The 19,676-nt window shown below is 71.7% G+C and carries 21 protein-coding genes and 1 riboswitch; of the genes, 11 read left to right on the plus strand and 10 right to left on the minus strand.

Features of this window, described 5'->3' with window-relative positions:
• Window positions 1–59: 59 nt before the first annotated feature.
• The 4 genes from ACIQMU_RS02385 to ACIQMU_RS02400 all read left to right on the plus strand — a co-directional run bounded on the left by ACIQMU_RS02385 (window position 60) and on the right by ACIQMU_RS02400 (window position 5,111).
• Entirely contained in the window at window positions 60–788 is a 729-nt protein-coding gene (locus tag ACIQMU_RS02385; protein ID WP_402688070.1) for a hypothetical protein, read from the plus strand.
• Window positions 788–1,297 carry a GNAT family N-acetyltransferase gene (locus tag ACIQMU_RS02390; RefSeq protein ID WP_402688071.1) on the plus strand — a complete coding sequence of 170 codons (510 nt, stop codon included), beginning with the start codon at window positions 788–790 and terminating at the stop codon, window positions 1,295–1,297. The genes ACIQMU_RS02385 and ACIQMU_RS02390 overlap by 1 nt, the downstream gene beginning before the upstream one ends.
• A 52-nt stretch (window positions 1,298–1,349) precedes the next feature.
• A riboswitch (cobalamin riboswitch) is annotated at window positions 1,350–1,486 on the plus strand.
• A 134-nt stretch (window positions 1,487–1,620) separates the two neighbouring features.
• Window positions 1,621–4,044, plus strand: coding sequence for a ribonucleoside-diphosphate reductase subunit alpha (locus ACIQMU_RS02395; RefSeq protein ID WP_352238127.1), 2,424 nt, complete (start codon window positions 1,621–1,623; stop codon window positions 4,042–4,044).
• Between the two features lie 110 nt (window positions 4,045–4,154).
• Window positions 4,155–5,111, plus strand: coding sequence for a ribonucleotide-diphosphate reductase subunit beta (locus tag ACIQMU_RS02400; RefSeq protein WP_352238549.1), 957 nt, complete (start codon window positions 4,155–4,157; stop codon window positions 5,109–5,111).
• 14 nt (window positions 5,112–5,125) lie between these two features.
• Here ACIQMU_RS02400 and ACIQMU_RS02405 read toward each other — a convergent pair whose 3' ends face one another.
• Entirely contained in the window at window positions 5,126–5,341 is a 216-nt protein-coding gene (locus ACIQMU_RS02405) for a hypothetical protein (RefSeq protein ID WP_352238126.1), read from the minus strand.
• Between the two features lie 81 nt (window positions 5,342–5,422).
• On the opposite strand from ACIQMU_RS02405, the gene ACIQMU_RS02410 reads away from it, so the two are divergent.
• A complete protein-coding gene (locus ACIQMU_RS02410) occupies window positions 5,423–6,403 on the plus strand; it encodes a GlxA family transcriptional regulator (RefSeq protein ID WP_402688072.1) in 981 nt (326 codons plus the stop codon).
• 39 nt (window positions 6,404–6,442) lie between these two features.
• Here the strand turns inward: ACIQMU_RS02410 and ACIQMU_RS02415 are convergent, their stop codons facing one another.
• The 7 genes from ACIQMU_RS02415 to ACIQMU_RS02445 all read right to left on the minus strand — a co-directional run bounded on the left by ACIQMU_RS02415 (window position 6,443) and on the right by ACIQMU_RS02445 (window position 12,292).
• Window positions 6,443–7,180, minus strand: coding sequence for a D-Ala-D-Ala carboxypeptidase family metallohydrolase (locus ACIQMU_RS02415; RefSeq protein ID WP_352238124.1), 738 nt, complete (start codon window positions 7,178–7,180; stop codon window positions 6,443–6,445).
• 180 nt (window positions 7,181–7,360) lie between these two features.
• Window positions 7,361–7,999 carry a peptide deformylase gene (def, locus tag ACIQMU_RS02420; protein ID WP_352238123.1) on the minus strand — a complete coding sequence of 213 codons (639 nt, stop codon included), beginning with the start codon at window positions 7,997–7,999 and terminating at the stop codon, window positions 7,361–7,363.
• 114 nt (window positions 8,000–8,113) lie between these two features.
• Complete coding sequence (locus ACIQMU_RS02425; protein ID WP_018959149.1) at window positions 8,114–9,109, minus strand: hypothetical protein; 996 nt, start codon at window positions 9,107–9,109, stop codon at window positions 8,114–8,116.
• Window positions 9,110–9,519: 410 nt separating this feature from the next.
• Window positions 9,520–9,840, minus strand: coding sequence for a mycothiol system anti-sigma-R factor (rsrA, locus tag ACIQMU_RS02430; protein WP_352238122.1), 321 nt, complete (start codon window positions 9,838–9,840; stop codon window positions 9,520–9,522).
• Window positions 9,837–10,493 carry a sigma-70 family RNA polymerase sigma factor gene (locus ACIQMU_RS02435; protein WP_007458152.1) on the minus strand — a complete coding sequence of 219 codons (657 nt, stop codon included), beginning with the start codon at window positions 10,491–10,493 and terminating at the stop codon, window positions 9,837–9,839. Before ACIQMU_RS02435 ends, rsrA begins: the two co-directional genes overlap by 4 nt.
• A gap of 295 nt (window positions 10,494–10,788) precedes the next feature.
• Entirely contained in the window at window positions 10,789–11,451 is a 663-nt protein-coding gene (locus ACIQMU_RS02440) for an alpha/beta family hydrolase (protein WP_352238121.1), read from the minus strand.
• Between the two features lie 25 nt (window positions 11,452–11,476).
• Window positions 11,477–12,292, minus strand: coding sequence for an SOS response-associated peptidase (locus ACIQMU_RS02445; RefSeq protein ID WP_402688073.1), 816 nt, complete (start codon window positions 12,290–12,292; stop codon window positions 11,477–11,479).
• Between the two features lie 53 nt (window positions 12,293–12,345).
• Between ACIQMU_RS02445 and ACIQMU_RS02450 the strand changes: the two genes are divergently transcribed.
• From ACIQMU_RS02450 to ACIQMU_RS02465, 4 genes are all read left to right on the plus strand, one after another.
• Window positions 12,346–13,059, plus strand: a complete 714-nt coding sequence (locus ACIQMU_RS02450; protein ID WP_352238119.1) for a M50 family metallopeptidase — start codon at window positions 12,346–12,348, stop codon at window positions 13,057–13,059.
• Window positions 13,060–13,173: 114 nt separating this feature from the next.
• A complete protein-coding gene (gene aroA / locus ACIQMU_RS02455) occupies window positions 13,174–14,526 on the plus strand; it encodes a 3-phosphoshikimate 1-carboxyvinyltransferase (protein ID WP_352238118.1) in 1,353 nt (450 codons plus the stop codon).
• Window positions 14,527–14,529: 3 nt separating this feature from the next.
• Window positions 14,530–15,546, plus strand: a complete 1,017-nt coding sequence (rsgA, locus tag ACIQMU_RS02460; RefSeq protein WP_352238117.1) for a ribosome small subunit-dependent GTPase A — start codon at window positions 14,530–14,532, stop codon at window positions 15,544–15,546.
• Window positions 15,547–15,667: 121 nt separating this feature from the next.
• Window positions 15,668–15,991, plus strand: coding sequence for a multidrug efflux SMR transporter (locus ACIQMU_RS02465; RefSeq protein WP_097866095.1), 324 nt, complete (start codon window positions 15,668–15,670; stop codon window positions 15,989–15,991).
• Here ACIQMU_RS02465 and ACIQMU_RS02470 read toward each other — a convergent pair.
• On the minus strand, window positions 15,883–16,566 hold the full coding sequence (locus ACIQMU_RS02470; RefSeq protein ID WP_402688074.1) for a TetR/AcrR family transcriptional regulator: 684 nt from the start codon (window positions 16,564–16,566) through the stop codon (window positions 15,883–15,885). The genes ACIQMU_RS02465 and ACIQMU_RS02470 overlap by 109 nt on opposite strands.
• 124 nt (window positions 16,567–16,690) lie before the next feature.
• On the opposite strand from ACIQMU_RS02470, the gene hisN reads away from it, so the two are divergent.
• Together hisN and ACIQMU_RS02480 are read left to right on the plus strand one after the other, a co-directional pair.
• Complete coding sequence (gene hisN, locus ACIQMU_RS02475; protein WP_164614906.1) at window positions 16,691–17,491, plus strand: histidinol-phosphatase; 801 nt, start codon at window positions 16,691–16,693, stop codon at window positions 17,489–17,491.
• A 232-nt stretch (window positions 17,492–17,723) separates the two neighbouring features.
• Window positions 17,724–18,122 (plus strand): CBS domain-containing protein, encoded by a 399-nt coding sequence (locus ACIQMU_RS02480; RefSeq protein ID WP_352238115.1) that lies wholly within the window; start codon window positions 17,724–17,726, stop codon window positions 18,120–18,122.
• A 79-nt stretch (window positions 18,123–18,201) separates the two neighbouring features.
• Here ACIQMU_RS02480 and ACIQMU_RS02485 read toward each other — a convergent pair whose 3' ends face one another.
• A complete protein-coding gene (locus tag ACIQMU_RS02485) occupies window positions 18,202–19,671 on the minus strand; it encodes a catalase (protein WP_352238114.1) in 1,470 nt (489 codons plus the stop codon).
• Window positions 19,672–19,676: the final 5 nt, after the last annotated feature.

Consider the following 19,676-nt stretch of genomic DNA (forward strand, 5'->3'; position numbering starts at 1 on the left):
GTCCCGCGGTCGTCCGGGCTCCGGTGCACGGAGCCCTCACCCTGCGAAAGAATGTGCCCATGACATCGCACTCCCGGCCGCGCCGGCTCCGGCCCGTACTCATGACCATGACCCTGGCGGTCGTCCTGGCGGCGGCGGGCTGCGGCGCCGAGGTGGCGACCGGCGGGGACGCGGCGGGGCGCGGCGGCTCGGCCGCCCCGGCGCCCGACCGGGCGGAGCTGGAGGCACGGGCGAGGGCCGTACAGACCCTCACGGAGCATGTGTGGGTGACCGAGGCCACGGGCTACACCCTGGCGCGCCAGTCGGTCGGGGTCATCGGTGACGACGGGTTCGCCAGCGTCTACACCGCGCCGGACGGCGGGCAGATCCAGCTGTCGGTGGAGCGCCGCCCGCACGCCGAGGCCGACTGCGGCGAGGACCCCGCACCCCCCGACGGCCAGGAGCCCCTGGTGACCTGCGAGCCGGACGGCGAACAGTGGTACCGGGCCACGGAGTCGGGGCACGCGTACACCCAGGAGCGGGGAGGACTCGTGGTCACGGTGCGCGGGAAGCGCGCGGACGTGGACCGGGCGACGCTGCGCTCGGCGGCGCGGGCCGCCCACCGGGCCGACGACCACGAGCTGGACCGAGTCCTGCCGCCGGCGGAGGAGGCCCCCCGGCAGCAGCCGCCCGGGGAGGGCTCCGGGGAGGGCTCCGGGGAGGGCTCCGGGCGGCAGCCGGTCGAGCGCGGCGACCTGCCGCCGGTGGGCGACGGGGCTCCCAACAACGATGTGGGGGCGAGCGGCTGATGGACCTGACGATCAGAGTGGCGGAGCCCGGTGAGTACGCCCTCCTCGGCGGGATCACCGCCGAGGCGTATCTCGGCGATGGCCTGCTGGACGGTCCGGAAGACCCGTATCTGCTCAAACTGCGGGCCGTGGAGCAGCGGGCCGCCGAGGCCGAGGTCCTCGTCGCGCTCGACGCGGACGGATCGGTGCTCGGGGGTGTGACGTATGCCGCTCCGGGGACTGTGTGGCGCGACATCGCCGGCCCGGATGAGGCCGACTTCCGGATGCTGGCCGTGGCCCGCGCCGGGCGCGGGCGGGGCGTGGGGGAGGCTCTCGTACGGGCGTGCGTCGAGCGCGCCCGGTCCGCCGGGGGCATCCGGGGGCTGGTGCTGTCGACGCAGCCGGCCATGCTCGGGGCCCACCGGATCTACCGGCGGCTCGGCTTCGCGCGGACCCCCGAACGGGACTGGGAACCGGTGCCGGGACTGCGGCTCATGACCTTCCGGCTGGAACTGCGGACGCCCTCCTGAGGGACGTATCGCATCGCCGCGACACAACATGTGGGGGCTGCCGCAACGGGCGGCCCCCACATGTATGCTCGACCTCGCTGTCGCCGCAGGGGAATCCGGTGCGAATCCGGAACTGTCCCGCAACGGTGTGATCGGTGTGCTTTCGCGCACCTCCAAGTCCGAGGACCTGTCGACAGCGCGTCCGGCTCGACCGAACCGGACGCCAGACGTCCGGGCCTCGCGGACAGGCCGGTGGACGCCGTCAGTTGTGCTGCCCTGCCCCGGGTCTCGCGCTGCCCGGCTCCCCCTGCCTTCCGCCGGCCCCCGCCGAGCGAGGGAAGCCAGTGACCATCGCGCCCGCCGATCCGGTTTCAGCCACCGAATCCGCCGAGTCCGCCGTGTCGACCACCGCCGGGGAGACCCCGCAGGACGGACCCGGGACCGCACTGCTGCGGACCCTGACCGACCTCACCGCCGACCTCCCCGACACCGACCCCGGACGGGTCGCCGCCGCCGCGCTGCGCGGGCGCAACGCCCGTTCCGACGCGGCCGAGCTGCGCTCGCTGGCCACCGAGGCCGCCGCGGGGCTGATCTCCGAGGACCCGGCGTACTCCCGGCTCGCCGCCCGGCTGCTGACCCGCACGATCGCGGACGAGGCCGCGGGCCAGGGCGCGACGTCCTTCTCCGCCTCGGTCGCCGTCGGGCACCGCGAGGGCCTGATCGCCGACCGCACCGCCGGCTTCGTCGCGCTCCACGCCGCCGCGCTGGACCGGCTCGTCGAGCAGGCCATGGCGGACGGCGCCGACGACCGCTTCGGCTACTTCGGTCTGCGGACCCTGCACAGCCGCTACCTGCTGCGGCACCCGATCAGCCGGCAGGTCATCGAGACCCCGCAGCACTTCATGCTGCGCGTGGCCGCGGGCCTCGCCGAGGACGACTCGGTGCGGGCGCTGGACGAGGTGGCCGCACTGTACGGGCTGATGAGCCGGCTGGACTACCTCCCCTCCTCCCCCACCCTCTTCAACTCCGGCACCCGGCACCCGCAGATGTCCTCCTGCTATCTGCTGGACTCGCCGAAGGACGAGCTGGACTCGATCTACGACCGCTACCACCAGGTGGCGCGGCTCTCCAAGCACGCGGGCGGCATCGGTCTGTCGTACTCCCGCATCCGCGCCCGGGGTTCGCTGATCCGGGGCACCAACGGGCACTCCAACGGCATCGTGCCGTTCCTGAAGACGCTGGACGCCTCCGTGGCGGCGGTGAACCAGGGCGGCCGTCGCAAGGGCGCGGCGGCGGTCTACCTGGAGACCTGGCACGCGGACATCGAGGAGTTCCTGGAGCTCCGCGACAACACGGGCGAGGACCAGCGGCGTACGCACAATCTGAACCTGGCGCACTGGATCCCGGACGAGTTCATGCGCCGGGTCGACGCGGACACCGACTGGTCGCTGTTCTCCCCGGCCGACGTGCCCGAGCTGGTCGACTTGTGGGGCGACGCGTTCGACGCGGCCTACCGGGCGGCCGAGGCCGATGGGCTGGCGCGCAGGACGATTCCGGCGCGTGAGCTGTACGGCCGGATGATGCGGACCCTCGCGCAGACCGGCCAGGGCTGGATGACGTTCAAGGACGCCTCCAACCGGACCGCGAACCAGACCGCCGAGCCGGGCCGGGTCGTCCACTCCTCGAACCTGTGCACCGAGATCCTCGAAGTCACCGACGACGGCGAGACGGCCGTCTGCAATCTGGGCTCGGTCAACCTGGGCGCGTTCGTGGCGGACGGCTCGATCGACTGGGAGCGGCTGGACGCCACCGTGCGCACCGCCGTGACCTTCCTCGACCGGGTCGTGGACATCAACTTCTACCCGACCGAGCAGGCCGGGCGCTCCAACTCCCGCTGGCGGCCGGTGGGCCTGGGCGCGATGGGCCTCCAGGACGTCTTCTTCCAGCTGCGCCTGCCCTTCGACTCCCCCGAGGCCCGCGCGCTCTCCACCCGGATCTCCGAGCGGATCATGCTCGCCGCCTACGAGGCGTCCTGCGACCTCGCGGAGCGGTCGGGCCCCCTGCCCGCCTGGTCCGAGACCAGGGCGGCGCGCGGGGTGCTGCACCCCGACCACTACGACACCGAGCTGAACTGGCCGGAGCGCTGGGACGCCCTGCGCGCCCGGGTCGCGAAGACCGGGATGCGCAACTCGCTGCTGCTGGCGATCGCGCCGACCGCCACGATCGCCTCGATCGCCGGGGTGTACGAGTGCATCGAGCCGCAGGTCTCCAACCTGTTCAAGCGCGAGACGCTCAGCGGTGAGTTCCTCCAGGTCAACGCCTATCTGGTGGACGAGCTGAAGCAGCTCGGCGTGTGGGACGCCCGCACCCGTGAGGCGCTGCGCGAGGCGAGCGGCTCGGTGCAGGGCTTCGGCTGGATTCCCGAGGAGGTGCGGGCGCTGTACCGCACCGCGTGGGAGATCCCGCAGCGCGGTCTGATCGACATGGCGGCGGCCCGTACGCCGTTCCTCGACCAGAGCCAGTCGCTCAACCTGTTCCTGGAGACGCCGACGATCGGCAAGCTCTCCTCGATGTACGCGTACGCCTGGAAGCGGGGGCTGAAGACGACCTACTACCTGCGCTCCCGCCCGGCGACCCGGATCGCCCGTGCCGCGTCCGGGCAGGCGGCGTCCGCCGCCCCCGTTCCCGTACAGCAGGCGTCGGCTCCCGACGCGGAGGCTCTCGCCTGCTCCCTCGAAAACCCCGAGTCCTGCGAGGCGTGCCAGTAATGACTTCCCACCCGTCACCCGACGACCGTTCCTCGACGACGGCGCCGCACGCCGGCGCCCCCGGGGCCAAGAACCTGCTGGACCCGGGTTTCGAGCTGACCCTGCGTCCCATGCGGTACCCGGACTTCTACGAGCGCTACCGGGACGCGATCAAGAACACCTGGACCGTGGAGGAGGTCGACCTCCACTCCGACGTCTCCGACCTCGCCAAGCTGTCGCCGGGTGAGCAGCACATGATCGGCCGGCTGGTGGCGTTCTTCGCGACCGGTGACTCGATCGTCTCCAACAACCTCGTGCTCACGCTGTACAAGCACATCAACTCCCCCGAGGCGCGGCTGTACCTGTCGCGGCAGCTCTTCGAGGAGGCCGTGCACGTCCAGTTCTATCTGACGCTGCTGGACACCTATCTGCCCGACCCGGACGACCGGGCGGCGGCGTTCGACGCGGTCGAGGAGATCCCCTCGATCCGTGAGAAGGCGCAGTTCTGCTTCCGGTGGATGGATTCGGTCGAGAAGATCGACCGGCTGGAGACGAAGGCGGACCGCCGCCGTTTCCTGCTGAACCTCATCTGCTTCGCGGCGTGCATCGAGGGGCTGTTCTTCTACGGCGCGTTCGCGTACGTGTACTGGTTCCGCTCGCGGGGCCTGCTGCACGGGCTCGCCACGGGCACCAACTGGGTCTTCCGTGACGAGACGATGCACATGAACTTCGCGTTCGAGGTCGTGGACACCGTCCGCAAGGAGGAGCCCGAGCTCTTCGACGAGGCGCTGGAGCAGCAGGTCACCGACATGCTGAAGGAAGCGGTCGAGGCGGAGCTGCAGTTCGGCCGCGATCTGTGCGGCGAGGGCCTGCCGGGCATGAACACCGAGTCGATGCGCCAGTACCTGGAGTGCGTCGCCGACCAGCGGCTCACCCGCCTCGGCTTCCCGACGGTGTACGGGTCCCAGAACCCGTTCTCCTTCATGGAGCTCCAGGGCGTCCAGGAGCTGACGAACTTCTTCGAGCGCCGCCCGTCCGCCTATCAGGTGGCGGTGGAGGGCTCGGTCGGGTTCGACGACGACTTCTAGCCGTCCGGGACCGGTCAGATCCTGGCCCAGCTCCTGAGGTGGGGGCGCCGCGCGGCGAGAACCGGTCGCGCGGCGTCTTCCGCCGGTGGAGGTCCGGCCGCCCGGCGTCCCCGTTCCGCCTCCCGGAGCTGGCGGTCGATGCGGCGTTCACGGACGAGGCCGAGGGCCACGGGCGCCAGGACGAGGGCGAAAAGTGCTGCTACGACCAGGTAGTTCAGGAATGTGTTCATGCCTCTACTCTGGACCGCCCGGGCGAAAATCAGCAGTGGCAGGACTGCCATGGGACATCAAATAGCTGCCACACTCGTCCCATGCCGACCAATGTCGCCGCCCTCCTCCTCGACGAGGTCCACCCCTTCGAACTCGGCGTCCTGTGCGAGGTGTTCGGCCTCGACCGCAGTGACGACGGCCTGCCGGCCCACGATTTCGCGGTGGTCTCCGCCGAGGGCCCCGTCCTGAACACCCACGCGGGCTTCACCATCACCACGCCGCACGGCCTGGAGCGGCTGGAGGAGGCCGACCTCATCGCCGTGCCGGCGGGCAGCGACTTCGTGGCGCGGGAGTATCCGGCGGAGGTCCTCGACGCGCTGCGCCGGGCCGTGGAGCGCGGCTCGCGGGTGCTGAGCGTCTGCTCGGGGGCGTATGTCCTGGGCGCGGCCGGACTGCTGGACGGCCGCCGCTGCACCACGCACTGGCGGCACGCGGCGGAGCTGGCCCGTCGCCACCCGAAGGCGATCGTCGAGCCGGACGTGCTGTACGTGGACGAGGGCCAGGTGATCAGTTCGGCCGGCACCGCCGCCGGGATCGACGCCTGCCTGCACCTGATCCGGCAGGAGTACGGCCAGGACGCGGCCAACACCCTCGCCCGGCGCATGGTGGTGCCGCCGCACCGGGACGGCGGGCAGGCGCAGTACATCAGCCGCCCCCTGCCCGCCAACGCCTGCGACACCGTCGGCTCCACCCTGGCGTGGATGGAACAGCACCTCGACCAGGAGATGAGCGTGGAGCAGCTGGCCGCTCTGGCGCACATGTCCCCGCGCACCTTCGCCCGGCGGTTCCAGCAGGAGACGGGGACCACGCCCTACCGCTGGCTGCTCCGCCAGCGGGTGCTGCTGGCCCAGCACCTGCTGGAGACGTCCGACCGGACGATCGACACGATCGCGGGGCAGACGGGCTTCGGCACGGCGGCGACGCTGCGGCACCAGTTCGTGCGGTCACTGGGCACCACGCCGAACGCCTACCGCCGAACCTTCCGGGGCCCGGCGGCCATGGCCGTGCCCGACGTCGCCTGAGCGCCGCCGGGCACGTTCAGCGGCCTCGGCCGCCGGTGATCAGATGCCGCAGCTGGGCGCCGACCAGAAGCGGTTGGGGCCCGCGTTGACGTGCACGTGGTCGTTGTGGCCCGAGTAGCCGGGGCCGAGGATTCCCCGGAAGCCGTGGTAGCGGGCCTGCTTGGCCAGCGTGCAGAGCGAGTGCGGGGAGGCGCCGAGGTCGACGGCGTCGCCGTACATGTGGCGGCTGTTGGAGGCCCCGCCCACGGCCGCGTTGCAGGAGACCGAGCGGAAGCCGCTGGTGACGCGGATGGACTGGTCGCCCAGCGCGTGCCGCAGCGCCTCCAGCTTCCACATGCTGCTCAGCGCGTTGGCCTTGGCCGTGCCCGCCGAGACCTTCCCGCCGGCCCAGGTGCTGTTGCACTTGTTGAGCTCGGGGTACGTGAAGTGGATCGGCGTGCAGTCGTTGTCCTGGAGCGCGTAGAGCTTGGTCTGGGTGGCGGGTCCGGCGATCCCGTCGGCGGTCAGGCCGTAGGCCGACTGGAACCGCTTGACGGCGGCGGTGGTGGCGGGGCCGTAGGAGCCGTCGATGGCGAGCACGGTGTTGTAGCCCGGGTACCCGGCCACCCGGATCTGGAGCTGGGTGACGTCGTTGCCGGTGGCACCGGCCTTCAGGGTGCGGTTCCAGGTGTAGCAGCCGTCGGCCTGCGCGGTACCGGCGGTCAGTACCGCACCGCCCAAAGCGAAGGTAATGGTCATGACAAACCCGAGCAGAACGCGTGCGGTACGTCTCAGCACAGGGGTCTCCCTCTGAACGTCACGGTCAATGTCCCAGTGAGCCTGCCCCGGCAAGCTACGCGCGTCAACTACCCTCGGGGAAACTGCAGTTATCTGCCAGGGGTCCCACGAAAAAGCGGCAGGGGCCCGCCGCCGGCCCACCGGCTCCGAACCCCTGCCGCGACGTGCGCCGCGATGTCCTCAGTCGTTCGGGACGACCTCGTAGCGCGGAGTGCCCTCTTCCATCTGCCGCAGCGCGTCCTTGCGCTCCCGCTTGGAGAGCCGGTCGATGTAGAGGTAGCCGTACAGGTGGTCGGTCTCGTGCTGGAGGCAGCGCGCGAAGTACCCGGTGCCCCGCACCTTGATCGGGTTGCCTTGGGCGTCCTGGCCGCGCACCACCGCGTAGTCGGGGCGGGCGAGCGAGGCGTACGCGGTCGGGACCGAGAGGCAGCCCTCGTTGGAGTCGTCCAGCACCCGCGCCTCGGGGGCCAGCTCCTCCAGGACCGGGTTGCAGATGACGCCGGTGTGGCGCACCCCGTCGTCGTCGGGGCAGTCGTAGACGAAGACCTTCAGGTCCACGCCGATCTGGTTGGCGGCCAGGCCGACGCCCTCGGCCGTCTTCTGGCTGGCGAACATGTCGTCGATCAGCCGCGCCAGCTCGTCGTCGAACGCGGTGACGTCCTTGCACTCCTTGTGCAGCACCGGGTTGCCCACGACCGTGATCGGACGGGAGGTGCCGCGCTCGCGACAGGCCGCCTCGCGCTCCTCGCAGTCCTCCGTGTCGACGAGGAACCCCTCGTCGTCCACGCCGATCCGCCCGTCCGTCTCCTGCTGCGACATGTCCGCCGTACGCCTTCCTGCAAAACCTGAACTCGGTGACCCGAGGGCCCCGGATGCCGGGCGCCTCGGAAGAACAGCACCGCGATCGGTGCGCGTACAGCCTACGGGCACAGGTCAGCAGACTTCTTCGAGATCCCGCCACTCCCGGCTGTCCGGACTGTCGGCGACCCAGCCGTCCAGCAGCCCGCGCACCAGCCCGGCCGGGGCGGCGAGCCCGCACTCGCGCTCGGGGACCCACAGGTCGCCGGCACCCGCGGTGCGGTGGCCCAGCGGCCCGGGGTGGCCCGGCTCACTGTGGTCGTGCGGGTCCAGATGCTCCCCGTCGCCCTCGTCGCTCTCCATCCGGCTCTCCGAGCACGCCCGGCACAGCAGCCGGACGGAGGAGGACCAGTCCTCGGCGGCGAACCCGGCGTCCGACGCCAGCTTCTCCAGCGCGTCCCGGTCGTCCTCGGTGGCCGCCTCCAGCAGCACCACCCAGGTCGGCACCGGGGACGGCGCCCACAGCTCGATCTCGTCGAAGACCGGGTACGAGGGCCCGGCCGCGGTGACCCGCTCGCCGTTGGGCACCCCGTCGTGCAGGACCACCTCGCCCCAGCGCCGCCCGGAGGACGGCAGCGGGATCGAGAGCACCTCGATCCGGGCCGGGTCGAGCCGGCGGCCCCAGACCACCTCGGCCTCGCCCTCCGGCGAGAGCCGCACCGCGGCGCTGCCCAGCTCCATGCCGGTCGGCTCGGTGGTGGCCGCGCTGTGCTGACCGCCGCCGGGGACCTTCAGGCCGTACGCCTGCCAGGCCCGCCGCGCCAGCGGCCAGTCCTGGAGCGCGGTGGCCGCGATCCCCACGTTCCACCAGTCCGGGGCGCCGGACTCCCGGTCGAGCAGCGCGACGGCCCGCAGGCCCGCCGCCCTCGCCTGCTCCCAGTCGTGCCGGAACTTGTGCAGCAGCGCCAGATTGAACCAGGACTCCGAGAGCCAGGGCTCCAGATCCGCCGCGCGCGTGAGCAGGGCCCCCGCGTCCTCGTACCGGCCGTCGCCGATCAGCGTGAACGCGCGGTCCGTGGCCTGCCGCCAAGAGGCGGACGGCCGATGCCGTACCTTCCCGAAGATCCTCACGATTCCCGCCTGTCCCGACTGGACACCCTCGTCATCCGCTCTGCTTTCGCATCCAACCATGCTCGGCCGGACGCCCGCTCATTACCCATGGGTTACCCACTCCGGACGGGGCCGGACCGCCCCGCGCGAGGACGCCCGCCGGCGCCTCCGCCCCCTGCGGCCGGTCGCGGCGCCGGGGCGGCGCCGGGCCCGGGTCGCCCCGGCGCCGCCCCGGCGCACAGCGCGGCCCCGCGCACACATTCCCCGCGCGGGCCGGCCTATGCGCCGGACGCCCCGGCGATTCGGCGGCGGACGGGGCGGGAAGGCGGGCGGAGGCCCCGAAAACGCGGCGGGCCGCCGCGCCCACCTCGACGGGGGCGTCAGCGGCCGTCCCGCCGGACCCCACGGGTCCGGCGGAGCACTGCGGATGACTATTCGGCGGCGGTCGTCGACCGGTCCGTGTCCTGGACGGTCACGTCCTGGTCGGGCACGGCCTCACCGGCCCGGATCAGGTCGATCCGGCCCATCACCTTGGAGCGCAGGTCGGTCGGGACGTCGTCCTGTCCGCAGCAGCGCTTGACCAGCTTCTTCACGGCCTGTTCCAGGCCGTACTTCTCCAGGCACGGGGAGCACTCCTCGAAGTGCACCTCGAATTTCGTGCAGTCGCCCTCTGGCATCTCCCGGTCGAGAAACTCGTAGAGATGATCGAGGACCTCCGAGCAATCCGTCTCGTGCGGCTCTCCGCAGCTCATGAGGCCGAGCCCTTCCGATCGTCCGAGTCCCCGGCACCGGCCGCGACGAGCCCGCGCTCACGGGCGTAGTCCTCCAGCATGCCGCGCAGCTGGCGGCGTCCGCGGTGCAGCCGGGACATCACCGTACCGATGGGAGTCCCCATGATGTCCGCGATCTCCTTGTAGGCAAAGCCCTCGACATCGGCGAGATACACGGCGATGCGGAACTCCTCGGGAATCGCCTGGAGCGCCGACTTCACGTCGGAGTCCGGGAGATGGTCGAGGGCCTGGGACTCGGCCGAGCGCAGACCGGTCGACATGTGCGACTCGGCCCGTGCCAGCTGCCAGTCCTCGATCTCCTCGGCGGCACTGCGCTGAGGCTCCCGCTGCTTCTTGCGGTACGAGTTGATGAAGGTATTGGTGAGAATGCGGTACATCCACGCCTTGAGGTTGGTGCCCTCACGGAACTGGTGGAAGGAGCCGTACGCCTTGGCGTAGGTCTCCTGCACGAGATCCTCGGCATCGGCCGGGTTGCGCGTCATGCGCAGCGCGGCCGAGTACATCTGGTCGAGAAAACCGAGGGCGTCCCGCTCGAAGCGCGCGTTGCGCTCGGCTGACGTCTCCGGTGCACGGCCGTCGTCGGTCCCTGTGTCGGTCCCAGTGACCGGACCCACCTCCTCCAACGATGTGGCGGAGCCGAAACCGGACCCGCTCGCATCGGAGAATAGTCGACCTCGCTTCGAGACGGGCTGTCGATCAGCACCGCCCGGCGGCCGCTCGTGGCTGGTCCTCGCCGCAGGCAGCACCGTCCACTCCAGGTCAGCGGCGTTCGAGCGGCTGGGGCAGATGGTCGAACCCATGCGACGGACTCCCTCTCTCCACATACGGCGTATCTGTACCGACGTCCCGAACAACAGCGCCCCGCCACGGCGCATTCCCGGGGCCCGCGGACCGCGCGTGAGGCCCGTGTCACCCCGGGGCGGGGCCCGGCCGACCGAGTGACGCGATCCACCCGGCGACCGCGTCGGTGAGGACGCGCATCGTCTCCTCCTCGGTCGTGCCGGACCTCTTCGGCACCGCGAACCCGTGGTCGCCGTGGGGCACTTCGACCAGCTCGTACGGACCGGGCGGGAACTCCTCCGGCCTGCCGAAGGGGTCGTTGCCGCCCTGCACGACCAGCGTGGGCGCCCCCGTCCCCAGCAGTTCGCCGGCGCGGGACTTCTCGGGCTTGCCCGGAGGGTGCAGCGGGAAGCCGAGCGCGAGGACGGCCGCCGCGCCCAGCTCCGTCGCCGTACGGCAGGCGACCCGGGCCCCGGCGCTGCGGCCTCCGGAGACGACGGGGAGCCCGGGAGCGGCCAGGGCGGGCCACAGGCCGCGCCAGCCGGTGTCCAGCGTCTTCGGGGCGGGCGCCACCTTCTTGCCGGCCACCCGCCAGGGTTGCTCCACCAGGGCGACGGTGACGCCGTGTCCGGGCAGTGCCGCGGCCAGGGCCTTCAGATCGCGGGCTTCGATGCCGCCGCCCGCCCCGTGGCTCACGGCCAGCACGATCCGGGGCCGGGACGCCGGGACCCAGGTGATCCTGGCCTCACCGGCGTCGGTGGTGACGTTCTGCGTACTGCGTTGACGGCTCACCGCGCCATCCTCTCCCGCGCGCCGTTCAGAACAGCGTGGACTCCTCCGGCGCCGCCAGCTCCTCCAGCAGTTCGGGCCCGCTGTTGCGGACGTTGCTGACGGCTGTGGCGACCGGGTAGGCGCGCATCAGCCCGCCGGGCGGCGGCTCCAGCAGGGTGCGCAGCTCGTCGAGGTCCGTGTGCCCGGGGTCCAGCCAGGCGTCCCAGCGGTCGGGGGTGAGCATCAGCGGCATCCGGGGGTGGATGTCGGCGAGGGCGCCGGGCCCCTCGGCGGGGGCGACGCCCAGCGGGGTGGTCTCGGCCTCGGTGGTGATCACCGAGCAGGTCACCCACCAGGCGTTCTCGTGGTCGCCGGGCAGCGTCGTATCGCGCCAGAACTCGTAGAGCCCGGCCATCGCGAAGACCGACCCGTCGGCGGGGGTCACGAAGTACGGCTGCTTCCGGGCCCGCTTCCTGCCCTTCTTCTCCTCCAGCCGCCGTTCCTCGGAGCCGGTGACCCACTCGTAGTACCCGTCGGCGGGCAGGACGCAGCGGCGCTGGGCGAAGGCGCGGCGGAAGGAGGGCTTCTCGTGCACGGTCTCCGCCCGGGCGTTGATCATCCGGGCGGCGCCCTCGGGGGTCTTCGACCAGGACGGCACGAGTCCCCATTTCAGGGCGCGCAGCTGGCGAACCGGGCGCTGGTCCTCGGCGTCCTTAACAGGGCGCTCCAGAATCGCGTAGACCTCTTTGGTCGGCGCCACGTTCCAGTCCGGCTCCAGGGCCTCGGTGGGCTCCCACTTCTCTACGCCGAAGAGCCCGGTCAGGTCCTCGGGCTTCCGACTGGCTGCAAACCGTCCGCACATAGGTGCCAGACTGCCACGACCGCCCGCCCCGACCGCAAGGAGTCGCCCGGCCGATGAACAGCACCGAATTGGGCGATCTGTGGGATCGCGTCACCGGAACCCAGTCCGCTCCCGAACAGTGGCTGGTGGTGGTGACGGCCACCCTGGCGCTCGTCGCCGTCGTGCCCAACCCGATATGGCGGCTCGCCCGCAACACCATCACCATCGCGCACGAGGGGGGCCACGGGCTGGTGGCCCTGCTCACCGGGCGGCAGCTCTCCGGCATCCGGCTGCACTCGGACACCAGCGGACTGACCGTGAGCCGTGGCAAGCCCACGGGGATCGGCATGATCCTCACGGCGGCGGCCGGCTACACGGCCCCGTCGCTGCTGGGCCTGGGCGGCGCCTGGCTCCTGAGTGCCGGCAGGATCACCCTCCTGTTGTGGGTGGCGACGGCGCTGCTCGCAGTGATGCTGGTGATGATCCGCAATGTGTACGGGGCCCTCACCGTCATCCTGACCGGCACCGCCTTCCTGCTGGTGTCCTGGCTGGCCTCCTCGGACGTCCAGGCGGCGTTCGCGTACGCGGTGGTGTGGTTCCTGCTGCTGGGCGGGGTGCGCCCGCCCTTCGAGCTCCAGTCCAAGCGACGTCACGGAGGCGCCCCCGACTCCGACGCGGACCAGCTGGCCCGGCTGACCCACGCTCCGGCGGTGCTGTGGCTGTTCCTCTTCCACGCGGTGTCGCTGTGCTCGCTGATCGGCGGCGGGCGGTGGCTGCTGGGGTGGTGAGGACCCACCGGGACCGCGACGCGCGCCGCGGTCCGTACCACTCTTTCGTTACGGGCTGGTTTCCGCCCTTTTGATCAGGATCCGGGTCGGCGCGGAGCCACTAAAGTAAGGGCCATGACCGAGAGTTCCGTGCATCCCGCCCTCTGGCCCGCCCCCCACGCGAGTGGAGCCGTCGACGCGACCGTCACCGTGCCCGGATCCAAATCGGTCACCAACCGCGCTCTCGTCCTCGCCTCGCTCGCCGCCGAGCCCGGCTGGCTCCGCCGCCCGCTGCGCTCCCGCGACACCCTGCTGATGGCCGACGCACTGCGCACGATGGGCGTCGGCATCGAGGAGACCGTCTCCTCCTCGTCCGCCACCAGCCCGTCCGCCGCGGCCTCCCCGGACAGCTCCGGCGAGGCGTGGCGGGTCATTCCGGCGGGGCTCCACGGTCCGGCCGCGGTCGACGTCGGCAACGCCGGCACGGTCATGCGCTTCCTGCCGCCCGTCGCCACGCTCGCCGACGGCCCGGTCCGCTTCGACGGCGACCCCCGGTCCTACGAGCGCCCGCTGACCGGCGTGATCGAGGCGCTGCGGGCGCTCGGCGCGCGGATCGACGACGACGGGCGCGGAGCGCTGCCGCTGACCGTGCACGGCGGCGGGGCGCTGGAGGGCGGACCGGTGTCGATCGACGCCTCGTCCTCCTCCCAGTTCGTCTCGGCGCTGCTGCTGTCGGCGCCGCGCTTCAACCAGGGGGTGGAGGTCCGGCACACCGGGTCCACGCTCCCCTCGATGCCGCACATCCGGATGACCGTCGACATGCTGCGGGCCGTCGGCGCCCAGGTGGACGAGCCGGAGACGGGCGGCGAGCGGAACGTCTGGCGGGTCGCCCCCTCCGCCCTGCTCGGCCGGGACCTGACGATCGAGCCGGACCTGTCCAACGCCCAGCCGTTCCTGGCCGCGGCCCTGGTGACCGCCGGCCGGGTCACCATCCCCGACTGGCCCGAGCACACCACCCAGCCGGGTGACGCGCTGCGGGAGATCTTCACCGCGATGGGCGGCAGCTGCGAGCTGACCGAGCGCGGACTGACCTTCACCGGCACGGGCCGCATCCACGGGATCGACGTGGACCTCGGCGAGGTCGGCGAGCTGACCCCGGGCATCGCGGCGGTCGCGGCACTGGCCGACTCCCCCTCCACGCTGAGCGGCGTCGCGCATCTGCGGCTGCACGAGACGGACCGGCTGGCCGCACTGACCAAGGAGATCAACGAGCTGGGCGGCGATGTCACCGAGACGGCCGACGGGCTGCACATCCGCCCGCGTCCGCTGCACGGCGGCGTCTTCCACACGTACGACGACCACCGCATGGCCACCGCCGGGGCGGTCATCGGCCTGGCGGTGAAGGGCGTGGAGATCGAGAACGTGGGCACGACCGCCAAGACCCTGCCGGACTTCCCGGACATGTGGACCGGAATGCTCGGGGCCTAGGACATGCGCCGCTACGGGAAGAACCCCGACGAGGACGACATCCGGGTCCGCCCCAACCGCAAGGGCAACCGGCCGCGCACGCACATCCGGCCCAAGCACGAGGACGCCGAGGACGGCATGGTCCTCACCGTCGACCGGGGCCGGCTCACCTGCCTCGTCGAGGGCCGGACCGTGGTCGCGATGAAGGCCCGCGAGCTGGGGCGCAAGGCGGCCGTGGTGGGCGACACCGTCTCCATCGTCGGCGACCTCTCCGGCGAGAAGGACACCCTGGCCCGGATCGTCCGCATCTCCCCCCGCCGTACGGTGCTGCGCCGCACGGCGGACGACGACGATCCGTACGAGCGCGTGGTCGTCGCCAACGCGGACCAGCTCGCGATCGTCACCGCGCTGGCCGACCCGGAACCCCGCCCGCGCATGATCGACCGGTGCCTGGTGGCGGCGTACGACGGCGGGCTCACCCCGCTCCTGGTGCTCACCAAGTCCGATCTCGCGTCGCCGGACAAGCTGCTGGAGGCGTACACCCCGCTCGGCGTCCCGTACATCGTGACCAGCCGTGAGGAGCTGGAGAACGGCGACGCGGCGGACCACGTGCGCGCGTTCCTGAACGACCGGGTCACCGCCTTCGTCGGGCACTCCGGGGTCGGCAAGACGACCCTGGTCAACGCCCTGGTGCCGAAGGACAGGCGCCGGACCACGGGCATCGTCAACGCGGTCACCGGACGGGGCCGGCACACCACCACCTCGGCCCTCGCGCTGCCGCTGCCCGGCGACCGGGGCTGGGTGGTCGACACCCCGGGCGTCCGGTCCTTCGGCCTGCACCACGTCGACCCGTCGCGCGTCATCAACGCCTTCCCCGATCTCCAGCCGGGCACCGAGAACTGTCCGCGCGGCTGCACCCACGAGGAGAACCAGCCCGAATGCGCGCTGGACGCCTGGGTGGCCGAGGGGCACGCCGATCCGGCGAGGCTGGACTCCCTGCGCCGGCTTCTCGCGACCCGGGAACGGCGCGAGGGCGACTGACGGGCGCGAGCCGCGCTATCGGACCGTGCGACGCGCGCATGTTTGCGGGCTTCAACGACTGGTAAGGGCATAATCGCACCGAGCGGGACGATGCCGTCACCTACGCGGGAGGCAACTGACGATGCCCTGGCTGCTGGTCGTGGTCGCAGGACTGCTGGAGACCGGCTTCGCCGTGTGCCTGAAGCTCTCCCACGGATTCACCCGGCTCTGGCCGACGATCGCGTTCGCCGCGTTCGCCCTCGGCAGTTTCGGCCTGCTGACCCTGGCGCTGAAGAAGCTGGACGTCGGTCCGGCGTACGCGGTGTGGACCGGGATCGGCGCGGCCGGGACGGCGATCTACGGCATGGTCTTCCTCGGCGACGTGGTCTCCACACTGAAGCTGGTGTCGATCTCCCTGGTGATCATCGGCGTGATCGGCCTCCAACTGTCCGGCTCCGCCCACTGAGGCCCGCCGGAACCGCCGCCCGCGCCCCTTCCCTTACGAGCTTGAGCGCGCGGCTGTCCGCGGCGTCGGTCGCCCGGCACCGGCACGGTCACACAGGACAGCGCGAGGCGTAACGCGATCTCGCAGCGCGCGGCGGTGACCTCGGGCGACACGGCCACCATCCGGTCCCGTACCAGGGTGAGCAGCTCGGCGGGGGCAGGCGGCAGACCCCCTCCCGTACGCCCTCGGGCGCCCGGCCCGCAGTCGGGGCGGGGCAGTCCGTCCGGCCAGTGCCCCGTGAGCAGCGCCCTGACCAGGACGTCCTGGCGGGCGGCCCGCACGGTCCAGAGCGCGACGGCGGCGGGACGGTCGGGCGCGGGGGCGGTCAGGGCGCGGTCCACCCCGGCGAGATAGCCGTCGGCGGCCCGCCGCAGGAGGGCCCCGGCCAGTCCGTCCTTGGTGCCGAACTCGTTGTAGAGGGTCTGCCGCGAGACGCCGGCCCGGGCCGCGACGTCAACCATGCGCACCGTGCGCCAGGGCCCGTCGTCCAGTGCTTTGAGGGTGGCGTCCAGCAGTGCCTGCCGCGCTGTCGGCATCGTCGCCTCCCCGGCCCCTGGGTCCTGCGGTTCAGACTTGACGCGCTCCCGGGGGGTGTCAAGGGTCCCGGCAGGCGGCGGGGGCGTGTAGCCCGCGCCCGGCGGCGCTGGATACTGTGACGGCATGCCCGACTACCACGATGATCTGCGCCTGGCCCACGTACTGGCGGACGCCGCCGACGCGGCGACGATGGACCGGTTCAAGGCTCTCGACCTGAAGGTGGAGACCAAGCCGGACATGACGCCGGTGAGCGAGGCCGACAAGGCCGCCGAGGAGCTGATCCGGGGCCATCTGCATCGGGCCCGTCCGAGGGACGCGATCCTGGGCGAGGAGTACGGGGTCGAGGGCAGCGGACCCCGGCGCTGGGTGATCGACCCGATCGACGGCACCAAGAACTACGTGCGCGGCGTGCCGGTGTGGGCCACGCTGATCTCGCTGATGGAGGCCGGAGAGGACGGTTTCCAGCCGGTGATGGGCGTGGTCTCCGCGCCGGCGCTCAACCGGCGCTGGTGGGCGGCGAAGGGCGCCGGCGCGTTCACCGGCCGCAGCCTCACCTCCGCGACCCGGATGCACGTGTCGAAGGTGGAGCGGATCGCCGACGCCTCGTTCGCGTTCTCCTCGTTGTCCGGCTGGGAGGAGCAGGGCCGCCTCGACGGCCTCCTGGACCTCACCCGGGCCTGCTGGCGGACGCGGGGGTACGGGGACTTCTGGCCGTACATGATGGTCGCCGAGGGTTCCGTGGACATCTGCGCGGAGCCGGAGCTGTCGCTGTGGGACATGGCGGCCACCGCGATCATCGTGCAGGAGGCGGGCGGCCGGTTCACCTCGCTGGACGGGGTGGACGGTCCGGGCGGCGGAAACGCGGCGGCCTCCAACGGGCCGCTCCACGACGAGCTGCTGGGCTATCTCAACCAGCGCTACTGACCGTCCTGTCTGGTCTGCCGTCCTGTTTGGACTGCCGTCCTGTCTGGTCTGTCCGAAACCGTACGGGTCCGCGCGTCGCGCCCGGGGGCGTCGCGTGCTCTTCGCACGCCCTCCGGCGCGCTCCGCCCGCCCCTTGTCGGCGCGCCCCGAGGATGCGACTCTGAGAGTCCCCCCGCTTGTGCACTTGTGAATCGACGCACATAGTCGGCTCACCGAGGAGGTGGCTCGTCCCATGCTCGTCCGTGACGCCATGAGCACGGTGGTCCTCACCATCGGCCCCGCCCACACGCTCCGCCAGGCGGCCCGGCTGATGTCGGCCCGCCGCATCGGGGCGGCCGTCGTCCACGATCCGGACACCTGCGGACTCGGCATCATCACCGAGCGCGACATCCTCGACGCGATCGGGTCGGGGATGGACCCCGACCGGGAGACCGCGTCCGCCCACACCACCACCGACGTGGTGTTCGCCGCCCCGGCCTGGACCCTGGAGGAGGCCGCGGAAGCCATGACGCACGGCGGGTTCCGGCACTTGATCGTGCTGGACGGCGACGGCCCGGTGGGCATCGTGTCGGTGCGCGACATCATCCGTTGCTGGGCGCCCGTCCGCCGTACGGCCGCGGCCGCCGGCTGAGGCCCGCCGGGCACCGGAACGACCGGCGGGCCGGACCCCCGCGAGGGGATCCGGCCCACCGTCGACGACAGGCGTCCGGTCAGCCGCGGAGGGCCTGGACCGCGGCTTCCAGCCGCTTGCCGAAGTCTCCGTCCGCCTGACGGAAGTTGTTGATCGCGCGCTCGGCGATGTCATCGCGCGAGACCTTGGAGATGAATCCGGCGAGGTTCTCGATCAGCCGGGCCTTCTCGTCCTCGGAGTAGAGCCGGTAGAGGGCTCCCGCCTGCACGAAGTCGTTGTCCTCGGCGTGGGTGGGGGCCTCGGTGTTGCCGGTGGTCCCGGTGACCGGGACCGGCTGCCACAGCGGGCGGTCGGTCTGGAAGGGGCCGCCGAAGCTGTTCGGCTCGTAGTTCTTGGCGCCCTTGTGCCGGCCGTCGTAGAGGAAGCCGTCCCGGCTGTTGGTCCGCGCCTCGGTGGCGTGCGGGCGGTTCACCGGCAGGTGGTCGGCGTTGATGCCGACGCGGTAGCGGTGGGCGTCGCCGTACGCGAAGAGACGGCCCTGGAGCATCTTGTCCGGGGACGGGCCGATACCCGGCACGAAGTGCGCGGGGCTGAAGATCGACTGCTCGACCTCGGCGAAGATGTTCTCCGGGTTGCGGTTGAGCTCCAGCTTGCCGATCTCGATCGGCGGGTAGTCCGCGTGCGGCCAGACCTTGGTCAGGTCGAACGGGTTGAAGCGGTAGCCGGCCGCGTCCGCCGCGGGCATGATCTGGACCTGCACCGTCCAGGACGGGAAGTCACCGCGCTCGATCGCCTCGCGCAGATCGCGCTGGTGACTGTCGGGGTCCTCGCCGGCGAGCTTGTTGGCCTCGTCCTGGGTGAGGTTCTTGATGCCCTGGTCGGTCTTGAAGTGGTACTTGACCCAGAAGACCTCGCCGGCCTCGTTGTTCCACTGGTAGGTGTGCGAGCCGTACCCGTTCATGTGGCGCAGCGTGGCCGGGATGCCGCGGTCGCCGAAGAGCCAGGTCACCTGGTGGGTCGACTCGGGCGACAGGCCCCAGAAGTCCCAGACGTTGTCCGCCTCCTGGGAGCCGGTGTACGGGTCGCGCTTCTGGGTGTGGATGAAGTCGGGGAACTTGATGGCGTCCTTGATGAAGAACACCGGGGTGTTGTTGCCGACGAGGTCGTAGTTGCCCTCTTCGGTGTAGAACTTCAGCGCGAAGCCGCGGGGGTCGCGCACGGCGTCGGCGGAGCCGAGGTTGCCCGCGACGGTCGAGAAGCGCAGGAAGGTCTCGGTCTGCTTGCCGACCTCGGAGAGGAACTTCGCCCGGGTCCACTGCGAGACGTCGCGGGTCAGCGTGAAGGTGCCGTACGCACCGGCGCCGCGGGCGTGCACGATGCGCTCCGGGATGCGCTCACGGTTGAAGTGGGCGAGCTTCTCCAGCAGCGCCTGGTCCTGGACGAGAACCGGACCGCCGGCGCCCGCGGTCTCACTGTTCTGGTTGTCGGCAACCGGCGCGCCGGCCTCCGTTGTGAGCGGTCCCTGCGTCACGTGCGCCTCCTGCGTCATGTCCT

Origin of the sequence: Streptomyces sp. NPDC091649, from assembly GCF_044756785.1 — a bacterium.
Classification (GTDB): domain Bacteria; phylum Actinomycetota; class Actinomycetes; order Streptomycetales; family Streptomycetaceae; genus Streptomyces.